At 54.7% G+C, this 23,038-nt stretch carries 32 protein-coding genes and 1 tRNA gene; 18 read left to right on the top strand and 15 right to left on the bottom strand.

Going from position 1 to position 23,038, the window contains the following annotated elements:
* Positions 1 to 4: 4 nt before the first annotated feature.
* From nqrF to H7R76_RS18990, 4 genes are all read left to right on the top strand, one after another.
* Positions 5 to 1,228: an NADH:ubiquinone reductase (Na(+)-transporting) subunit F gene (gene nqrF, locus H7R76_RS19005; protein ID WP_182966137.1), complete on the top strand. Its 1,224-nt coding sequence runs from the start codon at positions 5 to 7 to the stop codon at positions 1,226 to 1,228.
* 2 nt (positions 1,229 to 1,230) lie between these two features.
* Positions 1,231 to 1,446: a (Na+)-NQR maturation NqrM gene (gene nqrM, locus H7R76_RS19000; protein WP_181358053.1), complete on the top strand. Its 216-nt coding sequence runs from the start codon at positions 1,231 to 1,233 to the stop codon at positions 1,444 to 1,446.
* Between the two features lie 95 nt (positions 1,447 to 1,541).
* A complete protein-coding gene (dinB, locus tag H7R76_RS18995) occupies positions 1,542 to 2,597 on the top strand; it encodes a DNA polymerase IV (protein ID WP_182966135.1) in 1,056 nt (351 codons plus the stop codon).
* A gap of 2 nt (positions 2,598 to 2,599) precedes the next feature.
* A complete protein-coding gene (locus H7R76_RS18990; protein ID WP_227673985.1) occupies positions 2,600 to 3,043 on the top strand; it encodes a GNAT family N-acetyltransferase in 444 nt (147 codons plus the stop codon).
* A gap of 90 nt (positions 3,044 to 3,133) precedes the next feature.
* On the opposite strand, the gene pepD is transcribed toward H7R76_RS18990, so the two are convergent.
* Complete coding sequence (gene pepD / locus H7R76_RS18985) at positions 3,134 to 4,591, bottom strand: cytosol nonspecific dipeptidase (RefSeq protein ID WP_106930364.1); 1,458 nt, start codon at positions 4,589 to 4,591, stop codon at positions 3,134 to 3,136.
* A 256-nt stretch (positions 4,592 to 4,847) separates the two neighbouring features.
* Here pepD and gpt point away from each other — a divergent pair, with 256 nt between their 5' ends.
* From gpt to crl, 3 genes are all read left to right on the top strand, one after another.
* Entirely contained in the window at positions 4,848 to 5,306 is a 459-nt protein-coding gene (gene gpt / locus H7R76_RS18980) for a xanthine phosphoribosyltransferase (RefSeq protein ID WP_106930362.1), read from the top strand.
* Between the two features lie 106 nt (positions 5,307 to 5,412).
* Positions 5,413 to 6,657, top strand: coding sequence for an esterase FrsA (gene frsA, locus H7R76_RS18975; protein WP_106930360.1), 1,245 nt, complete (start codon positions 5,413 to 5,415; stop codon positions 6,655 to 6,657).
* Positions 6,658 to 6,714: 57 nt separating this feature from the next.
* A complete protein-coding gene (gene crl, locus H7R76_RS18970; RefSeq protein WP_106930357.1) occupies positions 6,715 to 7,116 on the top strand; it encodes a sigma factor-binding protein Crl in 402 nt (133 codons plus the stop codon).
* Between the two features lie 86 nt (positions 7,117 to 7,202).
* Here crl and phoE read toward each other — a convergent pair whose 3' ends face one another.
* Positions 7,203 to 8,288: a phosphoporin PhoE gene (gene phoE, locus H7R76_RS18965; RefSeq protein ID WP_182966131.1), complete on the bottom strand. Its 1,086-nt coding sequence runs from the start codon at positions 8,286 to 8,288 to the stop codon at positions 7,203 to 7,205.
* A gap of 286 nt (positions 8,289 to 8,574) precedes the next feature.
* Here phoE and proB point away from each other — a divergent pair, with 286 nt between their 5' ends.
* The 3 genes from proB to H7R76_RS18950 all read left to right on the top strand — a co-directional run bounded on the left by proB (position 8,575) and on the right by H7R76_RS18950 (position 11,128).
* Positions 8,575 to 9,678, top strand: a complete 1,104-nt coding sequence (gene proB, locus H7R76_RS18960; protein WP_106930353.1) for a glutamate 5-kinase — start codon at positions 8,575 to 8,577, stop codon at positions 9,676 to 9,678.
* A 10-nt stretch (positions 9,679 to 9,688) separates the two neighbouring features.
* On the top strand, positions 9,689 to 10,939 hold the full coding sequence (gene proA / locus H7R76_RS18955) for a glutamate-5-semialdehyde dehydrogenase (protein WP_182966129.1): 1,251 nt from the start codon (positions 9,689 to 9,691) through the stop codon (positions 10,937 to 10,939).
* 113 nt (positions 10,940 to 11,052) lie between these two features.
* Positions 11,053 to 11,128: transfer RNA gene (locus H7R76_RS18950), tRNA-Thr, on the top strand.
* A gap of 14 nt (positions 11,129 to 11,142) precedes the next feature.
* Here the strand turns inward: H7R76_RS18950 and H7R76_RS18945 are convergent.
* The 12 genes from H7R76_RS18945 to H7R76_RS18890 all read right to left on the bottom strand — a co-directional run bounded on the left by H7R76_RS18945 (position 11,143) and on the right by H7R76_RS18890 (position 18,038).
* Positions 11,143 to 12,300 carry a site-specific integrase gene (locus H7R76_RS18945; protein WP_227673984.1) on the bottom strand — a complete coding sequence of 386 codons (1,158 nt, stop codon included), beginning with the start codon at positions 12,298 to 12,300 and terminating at the stop codon, positions 11,143 to 11,145.
* Complete coding sequence (locus tag H7R76_RS18940; protein ID WP_072011928.1) at positions 12,183 to 12,530, bottom strand: helix-turn-helix domain-containing protein; 348 nt, start codon at positions 12,528 to 12,530, stop codon at positions 12,183 to 12,185. The genes H7R76_RS18945 and H7R76_RS18940 overlap by 118 nt, the downstream gene beginning before the upstream one ends.
* A 41-nt stretch (positions 12,531 to 12,571) precedes the next feature.
* Complete coding sequence (locus H7R76_RS18935; RefSeq protein WP_029139424.1) at positions 12,572 to 12,811, bottom strand: DUF4060 family protein; 240 nt, start codon at positions 12,809 to 12,811, stop codon at positions 12,572 to 12,574.
* A 2-nt stretch (positions 12,812 to 12,813) separates the two neighbouring features.
* Entirely contained in the window at positions 12,814 to 13,719 is a 906-nt protein-coding gene (locus tag H7R76_RS18930) for a DNA adenine methylase (RefSeq protein WP_227673920.1), read from the bottom strand.
* Entirely contained in the window at positions 13,716 to 13,874 is a 159-nt protein-coding gene (locus H7R76_RS18925; protein WP_021242889.1) for a DUF1317 family protein, read from the bottom strand. Before H7R76_RS18925 ends, H7R76_RS18930 begins: the two co-directional genes overlap by 4 nt.
* Positions 13,871 to 14,602, bottom strand: a complete 732-nt coding sequence (locus H7R76_RS18920; RefSeq protein ID WP_021242890.1) for a single stranded DNA-binding domain-containing protein — start codon at positions 14,600 to 14,602, stop codon at positions 13,871 to 13,873. Before H7R76_RS18920 ends, H7R76_RS18925 begins: the two co-directional genes overlap by 4 nt.
* Before the next feature lie 16 nt (positions 14,603 to 14,618).
* Positions 14,619 to 15,287 (bottom strand): DEAD/DEAH box helicase family protein, encoded by a 669-nt coding sequence (locus H7R76_RS18915; protein WP_000537165.1) that lies wholly within the window; start codon positions 15,285 to 15,287, stop codon positions 14,619 to 14,621.
* Positions 15,287 to 15,958 (bottom strand): exodeoxyribonuclease X, encoded by a 672-nt coding sequence (gene exoX / locus H7R76_RS18910; RefSeq protein WP_182966125.1) that lies wholly within the window; start codon positions 15,956 to 15,958, stop codon positions 15,287 to 15,289. The genes H7R76_RS18915 and exoX overlap by 1 nt, the downstream gene beginning before the upstream one ends.
* Positions 15,959 to 16,159: 201 nt before the next feature.
* A complete protein-coding gene (locus H7R76_RS18905) occupies positions 16,160 to 17,275 on the bottom strand; it encodes a leucine-rich repeat domain-containing protein (RefSeq protein WP_182966123.1) in 1,116 nt (371 codons plus the stop codon).
* 82 nt (positions 17,276 to 17,357) lie between these two features.
* A complete protein-coding gene (locus H7R76_RS18900) occupies positions 17,358 to 17,630 on the bottom strand; it encodes a hypothetical protein (RefSeq protein ID WP_182966121.1) in 273 nt (90 codons plus the stop codon).
* A 10-nt stretch (positions 17,631 to 17,640) separates the two neighbouring features.
* The gene (locus H7R76_RS18895; protein WP_182966119.1) at positions 17,641 to 17,838 is read right to left on the bottom strand and encodes a DUF1482 family protein; all 198 of its coding nucleotides are present in this window, start codon (positions 17,836 to 17,838) and stop codon (positions 17,641 to 17,643) included.
* The gene (locus H7R76_RS18890) at positions 17,838 to 18,038 is read right to left on the bottom strand and encodes a hypothetical protein (protein ID WP_021241757.1); all 201 of its coding nucleotides are present in this window, start codon (positions 18,036 to 18,038) and stop codon (positions 17,838 to 17,840) included. The genes H7R76_RS18895 and H7R76_RS18890 overlap by 1 nt, the downstream gene beginning before the upstream one ends.
* 188 nt (positions 18,039 to 18,226) lie before the next feature.
* Between H7R76_RS18890 and H7R76_RS18885 the strand changes: the two genes are divergently transcribed.
* Positions 18,227 to 18,454, top strand: coding sequence for a hypothetical protein (locus H7R76_RS18885; protein WP_227673919.1), 228 nt, complete (start codon positions 18,227 to 18,229; stop codon positions 18,452 to 18,454).
* Between the two features lie 29 nt (positions 18,455 to 18,483).
* Here the strand turns inward: H7R76_RS18885 and H7R76_RS18880 are convergent, their stop codons facing one another.
* Positions 18,484 to 19,254: an XRE family transcriptional regulator gene (locus H7R76_RS18880; RefSeq protein ID WP_182934497.1), complete on the bottom strand. Its 771-nt coding sequence runs from the start codon at positions 19,252 to 19,254 to the stop codon at positions 18,484 to 18,486.
* A gap of 84 nt (positions 19,255 to 19,338) precedes the next feature.
* On the opposite strand from H7R76_RS18880, the gene H7R76_RS18875 reads away from it, so the two are divergent.
* The 7 genes from H7R76_RS18875 (at position 19,339) to H7R76_RS18845 (ending at position 22,983) form a co-directional block, all read left to right on the top strand.
* Positions 19,339 to 19,584 (top strand): helix-turn-helix domain-containing protein, encoded by a 246-nt coding sequence (locus H7R76_RS18875; protein ID WP_182945167.1) that lies wholly within the window; start codon positions 19,339 to 19,341, stop codon positions 19,582 to 19,584.
* 36 nt (positions 19,585 to 19,620) lie between these two features.
* The gene (locus tag H7R76_RS18870; RefSeq protein ID WP_000426372.1) at positions 19,621 to 19,941 is read left to right on the top strand and encodes a CII family transcriptional regulator; all 321 of its coding nucleotides are present in this window, start codon (positions 19,621 to 19,623) and stop codon (positions 19,939 to 19,941) included.
* A 3-nt stretch (positions 19,942 to 19,944) separates the two neighbouring features.
* Positions 19,945 to 20,199 (top strand): hypothetical protein, encoded by a 255-nt coding sequence (locus tag H7R76_RS18865; RefSeq protein WP_182968077.1) that lies wholly within the window; start codon positions 19,945 to 19,947, stop codon positions 20,197 to 20,199.
* A gap of 73 nt (positions 20,200 to 20,272) precedes the next feature.
* Positions 20,273 to 20,419, top strand: a complete 147-nt coding sequence (locus H7R76_RS18860; RefSeq protein WP_178328224.1) for a hypothetical protein — start codon at positions 20,273 to 20,275, stop codon at positions 20,417 to 20,419.
* A 52-nt stretch (positions 20,420 to 20,471) separates the two neighbouring features.
* On the top strand, positions 20,472 to 21,299 hold the full coding sequence (locus tag H7R76_RS18855) for a replication protein (RefSeq protein ID WP_262112995.1): 828 nt from the start codon (positions 20,472 to 20,474) through the stop codon (positions 21,297 to 21,299).
* A complete protein-coding gene (locus tag H7R76_RS18850; RefSeq protein WP_182966117.1) occupies positions 21,296 to 22,693 on the top strand; it encodes a DnaB-like helicase C-terminal domain-containing protein in 1,398 nt (465 codons plus the stop codon). Before H7R76_RS18855 ends, H7R76_RS18850 begins: the two co-directional genes overlap by 4 nt.
* On the top strand, positions 22,693 to 22,983 hold the full coding sequence (locus H7R76_RS18845) for a DUF4406 domain-containing protein (protein ID WP_062856095.1): 291 nt from the start codon (positions 22,693 to 22,695) through the stop codon (positions 22,981 to 22,983). Before H7R76_RS18850 ends, H7R76_RS18845 begins: the two co-directional genes overlap by 1 nt.
* Positions 22,984 to 23,038: the final 55 nt, after the last annotated feature.

Genomic DNA, 23,038 nt, shown 5'->3' with positions numbered 1-23,038 from the left:
AATCATGGAAATTATACTTGGCGTAGTGATGTTTACGCTGATCGTGCTGGTACTGTCGTTGCTGATTTTGTTGGCGAAATCGAAGCTGGTTAATTCCGGCGATGTGGTTATCGAAATCAACAATGAAGCGGACAAACAGATTAAAACTCCGGCGGGTGACAAGCTGCTCAATACGCTGTCCAGCAACGGTATTTTTATCTCCTCCGCCTGCGGCGGCGGGGGCTCATGCGGGCAGTGCCGGGTAACGGTGAAAGAGGGCGGCGGTGATATTCTGCCGACCGAACTGTCACATATTACCAAGCGCGAGGCGAAAGAAGGCTGCCGTCTGGCCTGCCAGGTTGCCGTGCGCCAGGATATGAAAATCGAGCTGCCTGAAGAAGTGTTTGGCGTGAAGAAGTGGGAATGCGAAGTTATCTCTAACGATAACAAAGCCACCTTTATCAAAGAACTGAAGCTGGCTATCCCTGCAGGGGAAAGCGTGCCGTTCCGCGCCGGGGGCTACATTCAGATTGAATGCCCGCCGCATAAGGTTGCTTACGCCGACTTTGACGTGCCCGACGAATACCGCGCGGACTGGGATAAATACAACTTGTTCCGCTATGTTTCCGACGTGAAAGAACCAACGCTGCGTGCTTATTCCATGGCGAACTACCCGGAAGAAAAGGGCATGATTATGCTCAACGTGCGAATCGCGACGCCGCCGCCTTCCGCCCCCGATGCGCCGCCGGGAATCATGTCTTCCTACATCTGGTCGCTGAAGGCGGGCGACAAGGTGACGATTTCCGGGCCATTTGGTGAGTTTTTTGCCAAAGATACCGATGCTGAAATGGTCTTTATCGGCGGCGGTGCGGGGATGGCGCCGATGCGCTCGCATATCTTCGATCAGCTTAAGCGTTTGCACAGCAACCGCCGGATCAGCTTCTGGTACGGTGCGCGCTCGCTGCGTGAAATGTTCTATGAAGAGGAATTTGAACAGCTGGCGCGCGAGAACCCGAACTTTACCTTCCATATTGCGCTTTCCGACGCGCAGCCGGAAGATAACTGGACGGGCTACACTGGTTTCATTCATAACGTGCTGTACGAAAACTACCTGCGCGACCACCCGGCGCCGGAAGACTGTGAGTTCTACATGTGTGGGCCGCCGATGATGAACGCCGCGGTCATCAAAATGCTCAAAGAGCTGGGTGTTGAGGATGAAAATATCATGCTCGATGACTTTGGTGGCTGATGATGTTAACGGTATTCCTGGCCACGTTCTGCATTTTCGCGCTGGTTATCCTCGGCATGTCGCTGGGGTATCTGGTGAAGCGAAAAAGCCTGCAGGGCAGCTGCGGCGGGATCGCGTCACTGGGCATCGAAAAGGTCTGCAACTGTCCTGAACCCTGCGATGCACGTAAAAAACGTATGGCTCGCGAAGCCCAGCGCCAGCAGAACCGTATTCTGTAGTTTGTTCATCGCCCGGCCTGGCCGGGCGATTGACCGCTCTTCTCATTTGCTTAAGTTATGCTGTATACTTATCCAGTGGTAAGTGAGGGCTAACGATGCGCAAAATTATCCATATTGATATGGACTGCTTCTTCGCCGCGGTGGAAATGCGCGACAATCCCGCGCTGCGCGATATTCCCATCGCCATCGGCGGCAGTCGGGTACAGCGCGGTGTTATCAGCACGGCAAACTATCCCGCACGTAAATTTGGTGTACGTAGTGCCATGCCTACCGCTATGGCACTGAAGCTGTGCCCGCACCTCACGCTGCTGCCGGGTCGTTTCGAAGCCTACCGCGAAGCCTCCAATCATATCCGCGAAATCTTCTCCCGCTATACCTCATTAATTGAGCCACTCTCGCTGGATGAAGCCTATCTCGACGTCAGCGACAGCGTTCATTGCCACGGGTCGGCCACGCTGATGGCGCAGGAGATCCGCCAAACGATCTTTAACGAGCTCGCATTAACCGCTTCGGCGGGCGTCGCACCGGTAAAGTTTCTGGCAAAAATCGCCTCCGATCTTAACAAACCCAACGGCCAGTATGTGCTGACGCCTGCCGACGTTCCGGCATTTTTGAAAACGCTGCCGCTGGCTAAAATACCCGGCGTTGGCAAAGTATCCGCAGCGAAGCTGGAAAGCATGGGGCTACGCACCTGTGAAGACGTGCAGAACAGCGATCTTGCCGTGCTGCTTAAGCGTTTCGGTAAATTTGGCCGGATCCTCTGGGAGCGCAGCCGGGGGATTGATGAGCGCGAGATCAACAACGATCGCCAGCGTAAGTCGATCGGCGTTGAGCGTACGTTGATCGAAGACATCCACGAATGGGCGGAGTGTGAGGCGATCGTCGAGCGGCTTTATCCGGAGCTGGAGCGCCGGCTGGCAAAAGTTCGTCCCGATCTACGTATTGCCCGGCAGGGTATCAAACTAAAATTTAATGATTTCCAGCAAACCACGCAGGAACATGTCTGGCCGCAGCTGAATAAAGACGATCTGATCGCGACGGCACACAAAGCCTGGCACGAAAGGCGCTCGCAGCGTGGGGTCCGCCTAGTGGGCCTGCATGTTTCGCTGCTGGATCCACAGCTGGAGCGCCAGCTGCTGTTAGGAATTTAATGATGCAAATTCGCGCCTATTGTGATGATGATTTCTCAGCGCTGTGCCGCATTTTCCAGCGTGCGGTGCGGGAAATTGCCAGCCAGCACTACTCGCCCGCGCAGATAAACGCCTGGGCGCAGGTGGATGACGCGTGCTGGCGACAAAAAATGGCTGACTCGCTGGTTCTGGTGGCAACGGTTGATGAAACGCCTGTCGGTTTTGTCACCGCCGTTGAGCGCTATATCGACCTGCTGTTTGTCGACCCATCGTATGCGCGACAGGGTGTTGCCAGCGCGCTGCTGAACGCGCTGTTCGCCAGAGTACCGACGGGAGCGTTAACGGTAGAATCGAGCATCACGGCCAAAGCGTGTTTTGAACGGCTGGGGTTTGTGGTGTTGGCTGAACAAGAGGTTGAGGCGCGCGGAGAGACGTTTGTGAACTATAGGATGGAAAAAATCAGGTAGGGCGGTGATATTCCCGGCGGCGCTTCGCTTGGCCGGGCTACATTCTACGTAGCCCGGCCAAGCGAAGCGCCGCCGGGAGCGGCTCAGAACTTACTTCGCCGGAATCGCCTTCAGCAGTTCCGTCAGCAGCTGCCAGTACTGGCCAACGCTTTCGATATGAACCTGCTCATCCGGAGAGTGTGGACCGGTGATGGTTGGCCCAATAGAGACCATATCCATGTTCGGGTACGGTTTCTTGAACAGGCCACATTCCAGACCCGCGTGAATGATCTGAATGTTTGGCACCTTGTTGAACAGGCGCTGATAGGTTTCGCGTACCAGCTTCATGACCGGTGAATTCGCATCCGGCTGCCAGCCCGGGTAGCCGCCTTTCGGCTGGGTTTTAGCCCCTGCCAGCGCGCCCAGTGATTCCAGCATGCTCACTACGTAATCTTTACCGCTGTCGAGCAGGGAACGAATCAGGCAGTGAATGGTTGCGGTATCTTCAGTCATGGAAACCACACCGACGTTCAGAGAGGTTTCTACCACGCCTTTCGCCACGTCGGAATTACGAATCACGCCGTTCGGGGTCGCGTTCAGCAGCTGAGTGAAGGCATCGCGAGACGCGGTTGTCAGCGCTTTACCTTCAACGGTCGTCGCTTCCAGTACCAGGGTCAGGTTTTTCTCTTTTGCCGACAGCTCATTTTGCAGAATGTGCAGGTAGGTTTCTACCAGCCCTTTCAGCGCGTCGACTTTGTCTGCCGGAACCGCGATGGCCGCAAACGCTTCTCGTGGAATCGCGTTACGCAGGGTGCCGCCGGTGAAGTCTACCAGACGCAGATCCAGTTCCGCCGCATGAGCGACCAGGAAGCGGGCCAGCAGTTTGTTGGCGTTGCCCAGACCAAGATGAATATCACCACCGGAGTGGCCGCCTTTCAGGCCTTTCAGCGTCAGCTTGAAGGTCTGGAAGCCTGCAGGAATGGCTTCGCGAGTCAGCGGCAGGTTGCTGGTGAAGTCGATACCACCGGCGCAGCCCATGTAGATTTCACCTTCTTCTTCTGAGTCGGTGTTAATCAGGATATCGCCCTGTAGCCAGTTTGGCTGCAGGCCAAAGGCGCCGTCCATACCGGTTTCTTCGGTCATGGTTAGCAGCACTTCCAGCGGACCGTGCTCAACGGATTCATCGGACAGTACTGCAAGCGCTGACGCCATACCGATACCGTTGTCGGCGCCCAGGGTAGTGCCGCGTGCTTTAACCCATTCACCGTCAATGTACGGTTGGATAGGGTCTTTAGCGAAGTCGTGCACGGTGTCGTTGTTTTTCTGCGGCACCATATCGAGGTGAGCCTGCAGCACAACCGGTTTACGGTTTTCCATGCCCGGCGTCGCGCCTTTGCGAATCAGAATGTTGCCGACCTGGTCGCGCTCTGCGTGAAGCCCTTTTTCTTTCGCCCAGCCGACGATGTGTGCGGCGAGCTGTTCTTCATGGTGAGAAGGGTGCGGAATAGAACAGATTTTGGCAAAAATATCCCACAGCGGCTGCGGGGATAATTGAGACAGTTCAGACACGATGAGTCTCCTTACGGCGTTCTGCAAAAGTCGCTTGCAGGTAAAGGGTTAGCATAGACATATACCACAAGCCTGGCTTGCGCGATGGGGTTGAGAATACCACTTTCTGCCTCTTCCGGTAGAATAAACCACGTAAAAAGCGCCGTGGATTCCGCTTAACACTGGTTTTTAGTGCGCCAGATCTCTATAATCTCGCGCAACCTATTTCCCCCTTGAACATTTTTTAAGCCGTATAACACAGGCTGGGACACTTCACATGAGCGAAAAATACGTCGTCACTTGGGACATGTTGCAGGTTCACGCACGCAAACTGGCCGCACGCCTGATGCCTTCTGAACAGTGGAAAGGCATTATCGCCGTGAGCCGCGGTGGTCTGGTACCGGGCGCACTGCTGGCACGTGAACTGGGCATTCGTCATGTCGACACCGTATGCATCTCCAGCTATGACCACGATAACCAGCGCGAGCTGAAGGTTCTGAAACGCGCGGAAGGCGACGGCGAAGGCTTTATCGTTATTGACGATCTGGTCGACACCGGCGGCACCGCGGTGGCGATTCGCGAAATGTATCCAAAAGCGCACTTCGTCACCATCTTCGCGAAACCAGCCGGTCGTCCGCTGGTCGACGATTACGTGGTCGACATCCCGCAGGACACCTGGATTGAACAGCCTTGGGACATGGGCGTGGTGTTCGTACCGCCTATCTCTGGCCGTTAATTCAGTCAATAAATGCGCTCCTCACGCCCGGTTATGCCGGGCGTTGTTTTTTTTAGAGCCCCACGCGTTACAATGGACAAAAGATCGTATCCATGGAGGTTTTGTGATGCCTGAAGCTAATCTCAGCGAAACGCTATTCAAGCCGCGTTTTAAACACCCTGAAACGTCCACGCTGGTGCGTCGGTTTAATACCGGCAGTCCTTCCAGCATGCATTCGGCGCTCAGCGGCAGCACCGTCCCGCACTGGTATCGCATGATTAACCGTCTGATGTGGATCTGGCGCGGCGTAACGCCGCAGGAAATCCTCGACGTGCAGGCGCGTATCGTCATGAGCCAGGCCGAACGCACCGACGATGAGTTGTACGACACCGTGGTAGGGTATCGCGGCGGCAACTGGATTTACGAATGGTCGACGCAGGCAATGCAGTGGCAGCAGAAGGCCATGCAGGAGCAGGATGAAACGCTTAGCGGCCGCCATTGGCTGCACGCTTCCAACCTCTACAGCATTGCTGCCTATCCACACCTGAAGGGCGACGATCTCGCCGAACAGGCGCAGGCGCTGGCCAACCGCGCCTATGAAGAGGCGGCTAAACGCCTGCCGGGCGCCATGCGCGAACTGGAGTTCGCCATTCCTGGCGGTTCGCCGATTACCGGCTTCCTGCATATGCCAAAAGGCGACGGCCCGTTCCCGACGGTGCTGATGTGCGGCGGGCTTGACGGCCTGCAGACCGATTACTACAGCCTGTATGAGCGCTATTTCGCGCCGCTCGGCATTGCTATGCTGACGGTAGACATGCCGTCGATCGGTTTCTCTTCCAAATGGAAGCTCACCCAGGATTCCAGCCTGCTGCATCAGCAGGTGATTAAACAGCTGCGCGATGTGCCGTGGGTGGATCATACGCGCGTTGCCGCGTTTGGCTTCCGCTTTGGCGCGAACATTGCGGTACGTCTGGCCTATCTGGAAGCGCAAAATCTGAAGGCCGTCGCCTGTCTTGGCCCGGTCGTTCATGGCCTGCTGAGCGACCCGCTGCATCAGGGGCGCGTACCGGAAATGTACCTCGACGTGCTGGCCTCGCGGCTGGGCATGCACGATGCCTCTGATGAAGCGCTGCGCGTAGAGCTGAACCGCTACTCGTTAAAAACGCAGGGGCTGCTGGGGCGCCGCTGCCCAACGCCGATGCTTTCTGGCTACTGGGATAACGATCCGTTCAGCCCGGAAGAGGAGTCGCGTTTAATCGTCTCGTCGTCAGCGCAGGGCAAGCTGATGCCGATTCCGTTTAACCCGGTGTACCGTAATTTTGATAAGGCGCTGAAGGAAATTGCAGGGTGGATCAATAATAGATTTTGTTAATATATTGATAAATTCTATTGATTTGGTAAAACAGTTGCATCACTAAAGGAGATCGCAATGACGTTACCGAGTGGACACCCGAAGAGTAGATTGATCAAGAAATTCACTGCGCTTGGCCCCTATATTCGCGAAGAGCAGTGCGAAGATAACCGCTTTTTCTTCGACTGCCTGGCCGTTTGCGTGAACGTGAAACCCGCGCCGGAAAAGCGTGAGTTCTGGGGCTGGTGGATGGAGATGGAAGCGGAAGAGCGCCGCTTTACCTACAGCTACCAGTTCGGCCTGTTTGATAAAGAGGGGACATGGCAGGCGGTTGCGATCAAAGATCCTGAGGTCGTTGAGCGTCTGCAGCAAACGCTGCGCGGTTTTCACGAACGGGCAAGCGAGCTGCTGGCGAGTCTGGATTTAGCGCTGGAGCCAGCCGATGGCTTTGCCAACGAAGCGGTAAAACGTACGGCATAAACAATATCAAGGCCTGCCGAGCGGCTGGCCTTGATATTAAGCCATAAAAAAAAGCCTCCTTCTGGAGGCCTTTTTTCATATAACCGTTAGAACTGGTAGGTCATGCCTACGGCGACCACGTTGTCGGTCATAATGGCCAGACGTTTGGTGACCGCATCTTCGTCAATCAGGTTGATTTTATAATCAACAAATGTCGACATATTTTTGTTGAAATAGTAGGTCGCGCCGACGTCTACATATTTCATCAGATCCTGATCGCCAATTCCGTTGCCCAGGTCTTTGCCTTTCATCTGCACGTAACCCAGAGAAGGACGCAGGCCGAAATCGAATTGATATTGCGCGACGGCTTCAAAGTTTTGCGCTTTATTAGCAAAACCCTGATCCGCGGAAACCAGGCCTTTAATTGGCGTCATATTGCGGGTTTCAGTATAAATCATCGCCAGGTAAATATTATTGGCATCATATTTTACGCCGGTGCCCCAGGACTCTGCGTTCTTGCCGCCTTTGGCGAGAGATTTAGCCTGCTGGATATTGGTGCGGTCAGAGTTGGTGTATGCCGCACTGATAGCGAAGTCGCTGCCGCCGAAATCGTAGGACAGGGAGGAGCCGAAGCCGTCGCCGTTAGCGGTAGCATAGGTGCTGCGGTCATTCTTACCCTGATATTGCAGGGTTAAATCCAGGCCGTCAACCACGCCGAAGAAGTCGGTATTACGGTAGGTTGCCAGGCCGCTGGAACGCTTGGTCATGAAGTTATCGGTTTTCGCGGTGGAGTCGCCGCCGAATTCCGGGAACATATCGGTCCAGGCTTCAACATCGTACAGTGCGCCAAGGTTACGACCGTAATCAAACGAGCCGAAATTTTTTAATTTCAGGCCAGCAAACGCCAGACGCGTTTTCTGGGTAGATGTGCTTTCATCGTTATTACCGGAAAATTCAGATTCCCAGCGACCATAGCCGGTCAGCTGATCGTTAATTTTGGTTTCGCCTTTAAAACCAAAACGCACGTAGGTTTTATCACCGTCTGCGCTGGAGTCATCGCTCATATAGTGCATAGCTTTGACCTTGCCATAGACGTCCAGCTTGTTGCCATCTTTGTTATAAACTTCCGCGGCCATAGCTGAAGAGGACGCAATAATACCCATCATCGTTAATGCCAGTGCTGTTTTTTGCATTTCTCAATCCCGGTTTTTTTATACTTAAAAAGTGCTGTGAAAGACCACTGTGAAAAAACAGGAACGTTTTTATCCCGCACGTGTTAAAAATTTATGACAATCTCCGATTAAGTATAAAAAAGTATGTTTAATTTTTTCTGTCATAAAATTGTCAATAAACCCCATTAGGCTGCCTGATCCCGCGCAATAAAACCCCCGCTTTCTGTCCTGCCTGTTGGCAAGTGACCAGACTCCTGTTACAACGTTTGTTTGGATCGATACTTCTTCTTTTTAACGGCAGAGAATCATGAGTGATAGCCAGACGCTGGTGGTCAAACTGGGTACCAGTGTTTTAACGGGCGGATCGCGCCGCCTGAATCGCGCGCATATTGTTGAACTGGTTCGCCAGTGTGCCCAGCTTCATGCGGCTGGACATCGAATTGTCATTGTAACGTCAGGAGCGATTGCCGCCGGGCGTGAGCATCTGGGTTACCCTGAACTGCCCGCGACTATCGCCTCAAAACAGCTGCTTGCCGCCGTTGGCCAGAGCCGCTTAATTCAGCTGTGGGAACAGCTCTTCTCTATTTACGGCATCCACGTTGGCCAGATGCTGCTGACTCGCGCCGATATGGAAGACCGTGAACGTTTCCTCAACGCCCGGGATACCCTGCGCGCGCTGTTGGATAACAATATCGTTCCCGTGATTAACGAGAACGATGCCGTGGCAACCGCTGAAATTAAAGTGGGCGATAACGATAACCTCTCCGCGCTGGCCGCGATTCTGGCCGGCGCCGATAAGCTACTGTTGCTTACCGACCAGCAGGGGCTGTTTACCGCTGACCCGCGGAGTAACCCGAACGCAGAGCTGATCAAAGACGTCTACGGCGTTGACGATGCGCTACGGGCGATCGCAGGCGATAGCGTTTCCGGTCTCGGTACCGGCGGTATGGGAACCAAACTTCAGGCCGCCGACGTAGCATGCCGCGCGGGCATCGACACGATTATTGCCGCAGGGAGCCTGCCGGGCGTCATTGGCGACGTGATGGCGAATGTGGCCGTGGGCACGCGTTTCCACGCGCAGGACACGCCGCTGGAAAATCGTAAACGTTGGATTTTCGGCGCACCGCCGGCCGGAGAGCTGACCGTTGACGAAGGCGCGACCTCCGCCATTCTGGAACGCGGAAGTTCATTACTTCCAAAAGGCATTAAAAACGTGACAGGCAACTTCTCTCGTGGTGAAGTGATCCGTATTCGTAACCTTGAAGGTCGGGACATCGCGCACGGCGTCAGCCGCTACAACAGCGACGCGCTGCGCCTCATCGCCGGGCACCACTCGCAGGAAATTGATGCCATCCTCGGCTATGAGTACGGCCCGGTCGCGGTTCATCGTGACGACATGATCACCCGTTAAGGAGTTCAACATGCTGGAACAAATGGGCATTGCGGCAAAGCAGGCCTCTTATAAACTGGCGCTGCTGTCCAGCCGTGAAAAAAACCGGGTTCTGGAAACTATTGCAGACTATCTGGAATCTCATAGCGATGAGATTCTGCGCGCCAACGCAGACGATCTGGCCCAGGCGCGCGAAAGTGGCCTGAGCGAAGCTATGCTGGACCGTCTGGCGCTAACCCCCGCACGCCTGAGTGCGATTGCCAACGACGTGCGCCAGGTGTGCACGCTGGCCGACCCGGTAGGTCAGGTCATTGACGGCGGGCTGCTGGACAGCGGCCTGCGTATCGAACGTCGCCGCGTGCCGCTTGGTGTGATTGGTGTCATTTATGAAGCCCGCCCGAACGTGACCGTCGACGTCGCCGCGCTGTGCCTGAAAACCGGCAACGCAGCGATTCTGCGCGGCGGTAAAGAAACTTACCGCACTAACGCCGCGACCGTCGGCGTTATTCAGCTAGCGCTGAAAGAGTGTGGCCTGCCGGAAGCGGCGGTACAGGCGATTGATAACCCGGATCGTGCGCTGGTCAGTGAAATGCTGCGGATGGACAAGTACATCGATATGCTGATCCCACGCGGCGGCGCAGGCCTGCATAAGCTGTGCCGCGAACAGTCGACAATCCCGGTGATCACCGGTGGTATCGGCGTGTGCCATATTTATGTCGACGACACGGCTGAGATTGACCCTGCGCTGAAGATTATCGTCAACGCTAAAACCCAGCGTCCGAGCACCTGTAACACCGTTGAAACCCTGCTGGTGAACCAGGCTATCGCCGACCGCTTCCTTCCGGCGCTGAGTAAACAGATAGCGACCAGCGGCGTTACGCTGCACGGCGATGAGACCGTGATGCGCACGTTAAACGGCCCGGCGAAGCTGGTGCCGCTGAAAGCGGAAGAGCTGGACAACGAGTTCCTGTCGCTGGATCTTAACGTGGTTGTGGTGGCGGATATGGACAGTGCGATTGCGCACATCCGCCAGCATGGCACGCAGCACTCTGATGCCATCCTGACGCGTACGTTGAGCAACGCTAACCGCTTTATTAATGAAGTGGACTCGTCAGCGGTGTACGTCAACGCCTCCACCCGCTTCACTGACGGCGGCCAGTTTGGCCTGGGCGCGGAAGTGGCGGTCAGCACGCAGAAACTTCACGCTCGCGGGCCGATGGGGCTCGAAGCGCTGACCACCTACAAGTGGATCGGCTTTGGTGAAGATACGATTCGTGCGTAATTGACGGCGGGCGATGCAAAAATAGGCGGTTGATTAATCTGACTATTGACGCATCGCCCGGTTAGTTTTAACCTTTGACCCCGTGATTCACGTTCGTGAACACATCATGCAGGGCCGATATAGCTCAGTTGGTAGAGCAGCGCATTCGTAATGCGAAGGTCGGAGGTTCGACTCCTCTTATCGGCACCACTAACCACGCGGGTTCACGCGATATTCACCAGTTCAGCAAAAGCGCCTTGTGCCATATTTGTGCCATTCCCCGCCAGGAATGAGTCGATTTGCATGGCATGCTGCGTCAGGTGATTCGGTGCCAGATGTGCATAACGCTGTACCATCTCGATACTTTCCCAACCGCCCATTTCCTGTAGCGCACTGAGTGGTACGCCGGACTGAACAAGCCAGCTCGCCCAGGTGTGCCGCAGGTCATGGAAGCGGAAATTTTCTATTCCCGCCCGCCTTAACGCTGCGCGCCATGCCGTGTTAGCATCAGACCGCATTTTGCGCACTGCCTTTGTTCTCGTTCCATCCGGGCGAACGGATGATTCAGTGTGAACAAAGACCCACCGGTTATGTTTCCCCAGTTGCTCCCGCAGCACCTTACAGGCCGATTCGTTCAGGGCGACCCCAATCGCCCTTCCTGCTTTCGCGTCCTCGGGGTGAATCCACGCAACCTTCCTCTGCATATCAATTTGCGACCACTCCAGATCGGTGATGTTCGACCTGCGCAGCCCCGTCGCCAGTGCAAAGATAACAACTGGCTTCATATGTTCGGGAAGCTCCCGGATCAGGTTCGCCGCTTCCTCTTTGGTTAGCCAGCGAATGCGCTTATTTTTCGGCACCGGGCATTTGATGTTCGGCGCTTTGGCTATCCATCGCCATTCGTTGGCCGCGCATCGTAACAGCGCCCGGATGAAAGCAAGGTGTGTCGCCTTCGTCGCCAGCGACGCTGGTTTATCCTTAAATTCAGGAACCGGCTTACCTCTTCGCAGCAGGCTGTCCCGTTTAGCCTCCCAGTTCATTCGATGTTTGCGATTAACCATCGAACTCACCGCCGACAAGATCCTGTCTTCCGTGATTGCTGACAGGTCCATTCCTTTGAAGTGCATCCTCCAGAATCCGATCCGGCTTTTGTCATCGTCCAGGCTTTTCTTGTGCTGCTTTTCGTTAAGCCAGCGAACGCACGCTTCATCAAACGTTCGCGGCTTAAACTCCCCCATCTTATCAACTCGCCATGCTTCAGCTTTCAGCTGATCATAGAGCTCCTGCGCTTGCCTTTTGTCCGTTGTCCCAAGAGACCGTCTAATTCGACTTCCACCAGGCGTAACGAAGTCGCAGTGCCACGTACAGGCACGTTGTTTGATTGACATGCTTTATCCTCCTGCACATCAACCGCATTCACGGGTTGATTGTGGATCGGGTTCTTCACTGCCGCAATACAGTCTGTTTTGCAGATCAGATATGGGCTTTTTTTCTTATGTGGATTTTTTCGGGTAGCAGCCAGGCGACCGGACTTTATCCACTGGGCAATCGTGCCTTTATCCACTTTAAGGAAGGCGGCGGCCTCATCTCTGGTAAATACTTCTTCGTCCATCGATGTTCTCCAGTGGCCCCAGTCGGGGCCGTCATTGTTAATCAGTGTGCCTGTGCTGGCAGGTTTCGAAGTTTACGAACGCCGATCATTGCTGTGGCGACATAGCTGGTGGCGCGGTTGACGACTTCGACGGTGACCTTCATGCCATCCACCTCAACGGTGTAATTTGTCTGGTGCTTCTGCCTGCCGTAATCGCCATATTTTGCGTGGTGCGCCGCCAGCGCAACATCGCAAGCGCGGCGACCAATAGGTGATTGCTTACTGCGATTAATCAGCTTCATCATCACTGCACTCCCAAAGTGGCTACGACATCACTCGCTGTTTCGCGGGTGCTGCCTTTGCTGGATATAGCCCGGCGAGCACTGACGCGGTGCAGAGTGAAGCCGTGCTGTTCGTAAAGTTCAATTACGCGCGGAGCGGTAGAATTGCTGATCACCACTTTCGTCCCCCGCTGGTGGGCTGCCACACAGCTTTCCGCAAGCTCTACCTGGCTATCCCATGAGAACCCACCAGCCGCGTAGTTAGTGAAACCAGCGGTGCCGGGCAGCGGCTCATAAGGCGGATCGCAGTAAACGACGTCACCATCACCTGCCAGCGCGAGCGTGCGCCTGAAGCCTGCATTCATGAATACGCATGCGTGAGCCTTCTGCTTAAATGCCTTGATCTCTTCTTCCGGGAAATATGGCGCTTTATATTTCCCAAAGCCGACGTTAAAAAAACCGTCCAGGTTGTAACGAATCAGGCCGTTGAAGCAGTGCCGGTTGAGGTAAAGGAATGCTGCTGCGCGATCGACCGCATCCAGCCGCTGCGCGTTGAATGCTTCACGAATTACCATGTAGTTTTCGGCATCATTCAGATGCCTGAATGCCTTCATTGCCTCATAGATAACCGAATCGGGGACCACCGCCAGCATCTGATACAGGTTAATCAGGTCAGCGTTGACGTCAGCCAGAAGGAAGCGTTCGTGCTTGTCTGAGTTAAGGAACACCGAGCCGCCACCCACAAAAGGCTCAATAAGGCGCTTACCTGCGGGGATCAGGCGATCCAGTTCCGGCAGCAGCGCATATTTGCCGCCAGCCCATTTAAGGAACGGGCGCTGCCAAATTCGTGATGCGGGATTGTGTGCTGGTGGCAGCTTAACCGCTTCATTGATTTGCTCAACGCAAACATTTACAAATCCGTAATTCATGCTGCCACCTGCTTTTCGTTAAGTTCTTCAGCCAGTCGTTGCGCCTTCAGTGGGTTGGTAACGACATCACCCCACGGCATCAACCATCCGTTTTTCTCTTTGAGCCAGGGCAGGCGCACCGCGCCAACCCTGATTTCGTCCTGTGCGTGTGTCATAACGCATAGATAGAGTGAGAAGGGAACGGGAGACCAATCGGCGCAAATGGGATATCGTCGTCAAAGTCGACCGGTGGCTGACCGCTGTTCTGCTGCAAGCGAGACTGTGGTGCGCCGCCAGTCTGATTTGCATAAGGGTTACCGCCATGTTGGGTATTGCGTGGTCCAGAGAACTGCGCGCCGCCGTGAATACGTTCGTCCTTATCCTTCATCGACATTTCAAGCGCGGCGATCGCTTCTGCTGGGGCGTTCTCAGCGTGTTCGGCGTAGGTCTTACGCGTTCCCGGCTGGAAAACGTGGCGCACTTCGAACTTGTAGCCGTCGCCGCCGTCGTTTTTGGTGTACAGCACCTTCTGGAGGAACAGGCCCACCTTTTTGCCAACCAGTGCCGGGCAGTGCCATTCGATGCCGTTTTGGCCCTGTACCTGCTGCGGTTGCGCCTGTTTGACCTGGGCGACCCACATCAGCGCTGATACCAGCCCCATGCCGAAAGTCTGCTGGCCGTCTTTGCCGAGGAAGTTAATGCGCAGGAAATTCGCCTTGAGCCCGTTGGAATCCAGGCTCAGTTCGAGCGCCTGGGACTGGCTGCCATCTTTCCCGAAGGTGTACACCGCAGAAACGATTTCGCCCTCGTAAGCGCCGGTTTCGCTGATCCCGCCTGTTGCGCCAGCTTTCTTCGCCATCTCAGCAGTTTCGTTGTTCCACATAAAAGTCATTGGTTGGTTCATCGTTAATTCCTCAGAGTTACAATTCGGTCATAAATTCGGTGATAGCCACGTCTACGGCGTGGAGGTCGTTGTCCATTTCCGTCTGATCAGGGAACAGGTCAGGCGGTGCTTTGGCGGTGTCGTTGTCATCGCCTTTGATGAGAAAGACGTGTTTGCCGTCCTTCTTGATGGCGCGCAGCACGATGGAGAAATAGCCCTCTGGCGTCAGCTTTTCGTTGAGCATCTTTCCGGTAGTCTTCATGCGGATCTTTCCCTCGGTCTCTTCGGTGTGAGCCAGGAAATAAACGCGGAAGTCGTCCGGCAGTTCGGTGGCCGCCATGATGATTCGCCAGATGTGATCTGCCATTTCGGTGAACTTGGCATAGCCGGTCTGGTACGCGCGGTTCATGTTTTCGTGCTGCATGACCACCTGGAAATCGTCGATGATCAGGACGCGGCGCGTTTTCGACTGCACCATGCGATAGATGGTGTCCAGCACCGTTTCCCAGTTATCCGAGCGCAGAACGTTACCGCGCTGTTTGCTTCCGTCTGGCAGCAGCTTGCCGTGAAGTTTCCAGCCCGCAGACTTGAACGGCAGCATTTTGGGGATGCACTGGAGCAGCATCACATCGTCCGGATTGAAGTTGCGCAGGCTGTAGGACTTGCCCGCGCCAGAATCACCGAGGATCAGCACTGGAGTACCCATCATTTACCCCCGCTCAGCCAGTGTTCAGCCGTAAACAGCACGTCTTCGTCGTCGCTGTTGGCAACGAGCCAGCGCAGGTAACCCGGTTCTGTTTTTGCCAGCTCTGCGAACGGGACGCCTTTATGCTTACCGAAGCGGAGCGCATGCAGCAGGGAAGGGTTATTGGAGATGGCGCGCATCTCGCCCATCGTCCATTTCGCCAGGCGGCCCATATAGAGCAGCAATTCGGCGGTGACGTAGCAGTCATACAGCGCTCGGTGAGCGTACAGCCCTTCAGGTACTTCCGGTTTCAGCCCGAGGCTGTAACGCAGATACTGGTTGCTGTGGCTCTTGTGCTCCGGCAGGAGCGAACGCGCCAGCTTGGCGGTGCAGATCCATGGAGCGTTCATTGCGGGAAGCTTGGCTTTATCGAACTTCGCGTTGTGGGCGACGTATGCGTCGGCACCCATATAGCGGCCAATTACTTCACTGAGCAGTGGCGCGCCTTCCACCATGTCTTCGGTGATATGGTGAATAGCCATGGCCTCAAAACCGATCGCCACGCCTGGCTTAACGAGGTCGCTAATTGGGTTGCAGATCACGCCGTCGACAATATCGACGCTGGCGATTTCCACCACGGTTTCCGGGCCGCCTTCCAGCCCAGTCGTTTCGGTATCAATGACACGCAGCATTGTTAATCCCCTGTGTTCTGTAATCACAAACTGCATCGAAGTGCGCGAGCTGGTGGGCGATGGCCTCAAGGTCAGCTGGCGATAAGTGGTACATCAGGCACAGCAGCGCGATAAGGTTCATGGCTTGCTGTTGGTTTTCGGAATGCATCGCTTTTTCTCCTGTTCTGGAAGCCCGGCACCGTGTAGGCTGCCGGAATCAATTCAGTCTTTCGGATTTAGCTTTTCTGTCAGTTCAGCCACGCAGTCACGCCCGGCCTTTTTGTATGCTTCGGCTGCGTTGCCGTCATACTTGTCGTCTACTGCCTGTTCGAACTGCTCGATGGAACCGAAGAAGCAACCCGCAGCGATCCGGAACTCTTTGCCGGTCCACATAGCGAAGATGGTACGGCTGGAGTAACCGCAGTTTTCACGGTAAGAAACGTTCGTGATCTTCTCCGGGCGCAGGTAGAGCGAGCCGCCCACGGTCAGATTGTCCGGCAGCGCGGTGATGCTGGTGCCGCGCAGGTAGAGCGAGCCGCCCACGGTCAGATTGTCCGGCAGCGCGGTGATGCTGGTGCCGCGCAGGTCGAGCGAGCCGCCCACGGTCAGATTGTCCGGCAGCGCGGTGATGCTGGTGCCGCGCAGGTAGAGCGAGCCGCCCGCGGTCAGATTGTCCGGCAGCGCGGTGATGCTGGTGCCTTCCAGGTTGAGCGAGCCGCCCACGGTCAGATTGTCCGGCAGCGCGGTGATGCTGGTGCCGCGCAGGTAGAGCGAGCCGCCCACGGTCAGATTGTCCGGCAGCGCGGTGATGCTGGTGCCGCGCAGGTCGAGCGAGCCGCCCACGGTCAGATTGTCCGGCAGCGCGGTGATGCTGGTGCCGCGCAGGTAGAGCGAGCCGCCCGCGGTCAGATTGTCCGGCAGCGCGGTGATGCTGGTGCCTTCCAGGTTGAGCGAGCCGCCCACGGTCAGATTGTCCGGCAGCGCGGTGATGCTGGTGCCGCGCAGGTAGAGCGAGCCGCCCGCGGTCAGATTGTCCGGCAGCGCGGTGATGCTGGTGCCTTCCAGGTTGAGCGAGCCGCCCACGGTCAGATTGTCCGGCAGCGCGGTGATGCTGGTGCCGCGCAGGTCGAGCGAGCCGCCCACGGTCAGATTGTCCGGCAGCGCGGTGATGCTGGTGCCGCGCAGGTCGAGCGAGCCGCCCACGGTCAGATTGTCCGGCAAGGCGTCGACGCCGCTAACATCTTCCAGATCCAGATTGTGGGTGACGGTAATATTCCCGCTATCGGAAACAGTGTGCTGAATATCGTTTTTAACGAGGTGCTTAATTAAGTCGAACATTGCTGATCCTTAAATTTTGGGTGTAGAAGTCCTGTCGCTTGATTAGCCGACCGTTCGGTTAAATTCGGTTTTTCTGGTGGTGTCAGCCCTGAGATTCGCCGCAGAACGGGCAGAAACTCATTTTTACGTTGGTTTCCAGGCGGTTCAGGTTTTTAGCCATTTCGCCGTTTTTCTTTTTGGCCCGGTACGCCAGTTTGTATTTCAGAGTGACGTGTGAGCCGCCATCAGAAAGAGAAAAAAACTGATTTTCCCAACCGCGATCAAGGATGCTTTCACTCACTTCAGCACCCTCCGGAACCTTCTCTTTAAGCCGTGCTTCGATTTGAGCACCGACCTCATTAATGCAGTTGCACATCCCTTATCCCTCAAAATTTCGCGTCATATCCTGCTGGCGTTTCGTCAGCGTGAATGATGCCTTCGACTGGATAGTAGTTAGTGACGCCCATTTGCTCACTCGCTGCCGCTTCACATTGCTGCTGATTGTCGAAAATACCGACAACAGCGTCCTGGTAATCACCGTTCGTCATGGTGATGGTCAGCACTAATGCGTACAGGGCTCCCATCAGTGAGTCCCCGCAGGCACAAGATTTGGTTCGATGGTGCGTGAGGCATAAGGGCGGCGAATGTTGCGCAGGTTGCCCTGCGGTTCGTGCCAGTAGGTGCCGTCGCGGTAGTCGTAGGAAACCTGCCATGCTGCGCCGGTGCGACTGTTGCGCATGACGACTGCACGACCGTTGTTTGGTACTGCGTGGTTAGTTTTCATCTCATCCCCTTACCGTCTTCCCGGCTGCCAGAACTTTTACCCGGGCATTCGCGTTTGAATGCGTTGTTTGGATGAGATGATTATTAACCGTTGGTTATTTTTGGTCAATAACCGATGGTTAATTATTTTTATTTTGGTTAATAACCAACTGAAAAATAGGTTAATTTAGTTTTTAATCGTGGAGTGATATGATGAAAAAAACAGCTATTGAGGTGCTTATGGACTTTAATGAAGAGCGTGCGGGCTTGATTTCTGGGGCGATCGGGATGGCTGTGGTTAATCTTATTGCATTTGGTGTGCCAATCAATAGAGATAACCTTGTCGAAGAGCTGGAACGGGTAAGGCGTGAAACAGGGAACGTGATCGGGAAGGGGGTTAATCGAGATGCTGCGGAGATCGTTAGAAAAGGGGTGTAAAAAAATCCGGCTCAGTGGCCGGATTATGTCTATCTACGGTAACGCAAAACAGAGTACCAGAACACAAATCCGATGATTTCGACGTCGCTTTCGTTTGCCTCTTCGTCATCGTATTCACGATTGATGCTGCGGATTAACACCTTTCCTCCAGGCTTGCGGTAAAGCTGTTTGATTCGCTTTAAATCGCCTTGGTTGATTGCGTACAGTTCACCGTCAACGATTCGTTTATTTCCGGTGTCAACTGCAACGGTTGCACCATCAGGAATAACTGGTTCCATGCTATCACCGGAAGCTGGAAAACACAGAACACCCGAGCCGTCAGTGCTGGCACCTACGCGTCGTAAAGTTGCTTTGGAAAAACGTAACTTGAAACCGTTGTAATCTTCATCAGTGACGCGCCCATCCCCGCAGGCAAATTCGATATCCTTCAAGAACGGCACTTCAACCTCATCTTCTGGTAGAGGGGTATTTCTATCCCAAGATTCGACAGTACCCCACTCACTTACAGGGGGGAGAGCATCATCAGATAATCGTTTTTCAGCGAGCTTTTCGCCTCGCCCATACTCAAGCCACTCTGGAGAAACCCCAAGCCATTTACTTAAAGCCATGATGTTTGTCATATCTGGGATTGCTGCGCCGTTAAGCCATTTCCAGATCCCCGGCTCAGAAACGTCAATACCTTGAGCTTTTAATGCGCTACGAATCCTGCCCGCGAGCCCACGCCCCGCCACACCAGCATCGAGACATGCAGTGTGTAGTCGTTTGGAGAACTCTTCTTTTAAATCTTCTTTTTTAACCATGCGTTAATTATCGAATAGAGTTGACATAACTGTCAGTTAAGAATTAATCTTAACCCGTAGTTAATTTGGTTAATGGAAAACGCTATGAATCCAATGCAATTCGCTATTGAAGCTGTAGGCGGCCAAACAGCAGCAGCTCGCCTATGCGGACTGTCGAATGTGGCTATTCATAAGTGGGTTAAGAACGCAGCCTTACCGCGCACTGAATACACAGAGAAAACCAATTATTCACAGATCCTTGCTGACGCATCTGGTGGGAAGTTCACCTCCGAATGGTTGCGTCAAGCAGCAAACCCAGACCGGGAAAAAGCACCCGATGCCTCCGCTTAATCAGCGGCATATGTTTTTACAAGGGGATTATCACCAATGGAGAACGCAATCGCACGAAAGTTAGACCCGCCAGTTATCAATCCGGTTGAGATCGAAAGCGTCCTGCTCAACCGGCTTGCATCAGTGGGCCAGAAGTCTTACGCCGAGCATATGGGCATCAGCGAGTCGACAGCCAGCAGGCGTAAAGCCGAAGGGCATTTCAGCACCATGGCGAAAGAGCTGGCCTTCCTGGGGATTCAGGCCGCACCACCGGAAGCTGTGCTGGTATCGCGTGAATATCTGGCCTCAGTCGAAACGCTCGCTGATATCGGGCTGAAAGCCGAACGGGCAAGGCCGGGGCCGCTGGGGTGGGATTAAGCCATGAACCATATCGAATTCATCGAAAAGCATGTGCGTGAAGAACTGCTGAAGCTCGGTTTCTCTCTGGGAGTGGCTCAGGGGGGGGAGTTCCAGGCTATCGACATGTACAAGCGCATGAGCCAGGCAAGCAGAAAGGGGAAGATTTTTGATGATGTTTTACGGCACGCAAAGCTGTGGGCGGAGAAGCAGCAGTTACCTGCTGACCGCTTTGAGAAGCGAAAAGTTAAACGGAACGCCCAGCCGGGCCTGTTCTGAAAAGGCGAAAGCCGCTGTGCACGAACACAAGCGGCTCTCAGGTGCAAATGTTCGACCAATTGCAGGAGGAATAATGGCAAAAAACAACCGCTATTACCAGACCGCTGTACATAAAAACAATACCCGCGACCGCTTCGTGCGTTCGATTAATCCGGTAGTGGCCGAGAAGATGCGCGCCATCCTGGAGGAGTTGAAGCGTAAGGAGGAAAGCCGTGGGTAATCTCGCAACAGTCATACCAATCAGACCGGCTCTTACGGTCGTGGAGCGTCGGGTGGCAGATCTTGATGATGGTTTTACGCGCCTGGCAAACATGCTTCTGGAAGAATACGCAGGCGCTGACCTGACGAAGCGACAATTCAAAGTCCTGCTTGCTGTTCTGCGCCTGACTTATGGGTGGAATAAGCCCATGGACAGGATTGCCAATTCTCAGATTGCTCAGATAGCAAGGCTGCCAGAAAAACGCGTGAGTGAAGCGCGCGTCCAGCTCGTCGGAATGAACCTGCTAACCCAGGTTGGAAGGAGTATTGGACCGAATAAAAACACCGCCGAATGGTTACTACCAGCCGGTGAAAGCAGCGATACAGAAAATCCCTCAAAACAGGGGGTAAATGACGAAGAAGAAGAATCCCTCAATTCAGGGGATAATCCCTCAAATCAGGGTATACCTCAAAATGAGGGAAAATCCCCTAAATCAGGGGAAGAAGAATCCCTCAATTCAGGGGAACACCAAAGACATATAAATACATTAAATACTAATACCCCCCAACCCCCAGAGGGGGAGTGTGTCGGGCAGGAAGAAAAATCTGTCTCAAAGAAAACCCCGATCGACTACCAGGCAGTGCTGTCTGCATACAACACCACCCTGGGAGACCGCCTTCCTCAGGCAGAGGCACTAAACGACAAACGTCGCCGTGCTATCAAACGCCTGCTGACCGAACTGAAAGAGCCAACCGTCGAGGCGGTGGAGAATTACTTCGCCGCTTTCGCTGAGCGAGCACCAAAGTTTTACTTCGGTGAGAACGACAGAGGCTGGCGCGCCAGTTTCGATTATCTGTTGCGCTCTGACACCCTGCTGAAAACCAGGGAGAAAGCGCTATGACCGACATGAACATGATCCCGCAGAACATCGAAGCCGAACAAAGTGTGCTGGGCGGCATGATGCTGGATAGCGGTAGCGATCGCTGCCAGACCGCCATGTCGATGCTCAAACCAGAATCGTTCTACATCCGCCCCCACCAGGTGATTTTCGCCGAGATGCGGGAGCTGGCAGCCAACCAGAAGCCTATCGACCTGATCACCCTGATTGAGTCGCTGGAATCTAAAGGGCTTGGCGAGCAGGCTGGTGGCTTCGCTTACATGGCCGAGATATCCAAAAACACTCCCAGCGCGGCGAACATCGTTCACTACGCCATGCTGGTGCGCGAGAAAGCCATGGAGCGTTACGGCATTGACAAGCTGAACAGCGCCACCGAGCTGCTGTATTCCCGCAACGGGATGACCACCAGTCAGAAGTTTGACGCTATTCAGACCCTGTTCACTGATATCGCTGACTACGCGAAAACCGGTAACCGCCGGGGGCTCCGCGAGTTTTCGGAAGTGATGGGCGACTGGGTGGATGAGGTGGAAGCGCGCTGGAGCGACTCAGACGCAACGCGTGGACTGTCGACGGGGATCGGATCGCTGGATAACCTGCTGCAACCGAAAGGGCTGGTTAAAGGCGCTCTGATGGTGATCGGCGCACGTCCAAAGATGGGTAAAACCACGCTGTATAGCCAGCTGGCCATCAACTGTGCCGAGGTCGAAAAACTGCCCGCGCTGATGTTCAGTCTTGAAATGTCTGATAAGCAAATCGCTGAGCGCATGATTGGGCAGGCTAGTGGAGTAAATACCGACGTTTTTTACGCTGACCGTTACGACGACACGCAAGTGGCAATGGCTTTTGCTGCTGGTGGACGTCTGGCCCAGAGCGGAAATCTGTACGTCGACGATACACCCGGAATCACGCTTGCTCACGTCGTAGCTGAGTCGCGTCGTATCAAGCGTGAACGCGGCACTATCGGCATGGTGATGGTGGACTACCTGACTCTTATGACCGCCGACAAGGCTGACCGTAACGATCTGGCCTACGGGATTATCACGAAGGGGCTGAAGAACCTGGCGAAGGAACTGAACTGTATCGTGGTGCTGCTTACCCAGCTGAACCGCGATCTGGAGAAGCGCCCTAACAAACGCCCAACATCGAGTGATTCACGAGAGACAGGGCAGATCGAGCAGGATTGCGATTACTGGTTGGGAATTTACCGCGAAGGATTTTACGACGAAAACGCAGATCAGGCGGCTACCGAATTGCTGTTGCGCCTGAACCGCCACGGCCCGACCGGCGTTGTGTATTGCGACCAGCGCAACGGTGCGATCTACGACTGCGACCAGGCTGCTGCTGAGCAGAAGCGTCGCGCGAATGATGCCAGACCCAACAAAAAGAGGGAATTTTGATGAAAATTTACATTGCTGGGCCAATGACCGGCATCCCGAAATATAACCGCCCTGCGTTCCATTTTGAGGCTTTGCGCCTGGCTTCGGAAGGCCATGTGGTGTTAAACCCCGCGACGCTTCCAGATGGTCTGAGTCAGCCAGAGTACATGGATATTTGTCTCGCAATGCTCCGCTGCGCTGACGGAATTTTCCTGCTGTCCGGTTGGCAGAATTCCGCAGGCGCAAAAGCGGAACATGCTCTGGCTCAAAAGCTGGATCTGGAAATCATTCATCAGGAGAGTGCGGTATGACCAACAAAACTAAAGAACTCGTAGCTGCCGGGCATGCGCTGGCGAAAGAGCTGCA

It is taken from the genome of Klebsiella sp. WP8-S18-ESBL-06, assembly GCF_014169755.1.
GTDB lineage: Bacteria > Pseudomonadota > Gammaproteobacteria > Enterobacterales > Enterobacteriaceae > Kluyvera > Kluyvera ascorbata_B.
The sequence above is the reverse complement of the archived record's forward strand: the minus strand, read 5'-3'. Positions and strand labels throughout refer to the sequence as shown.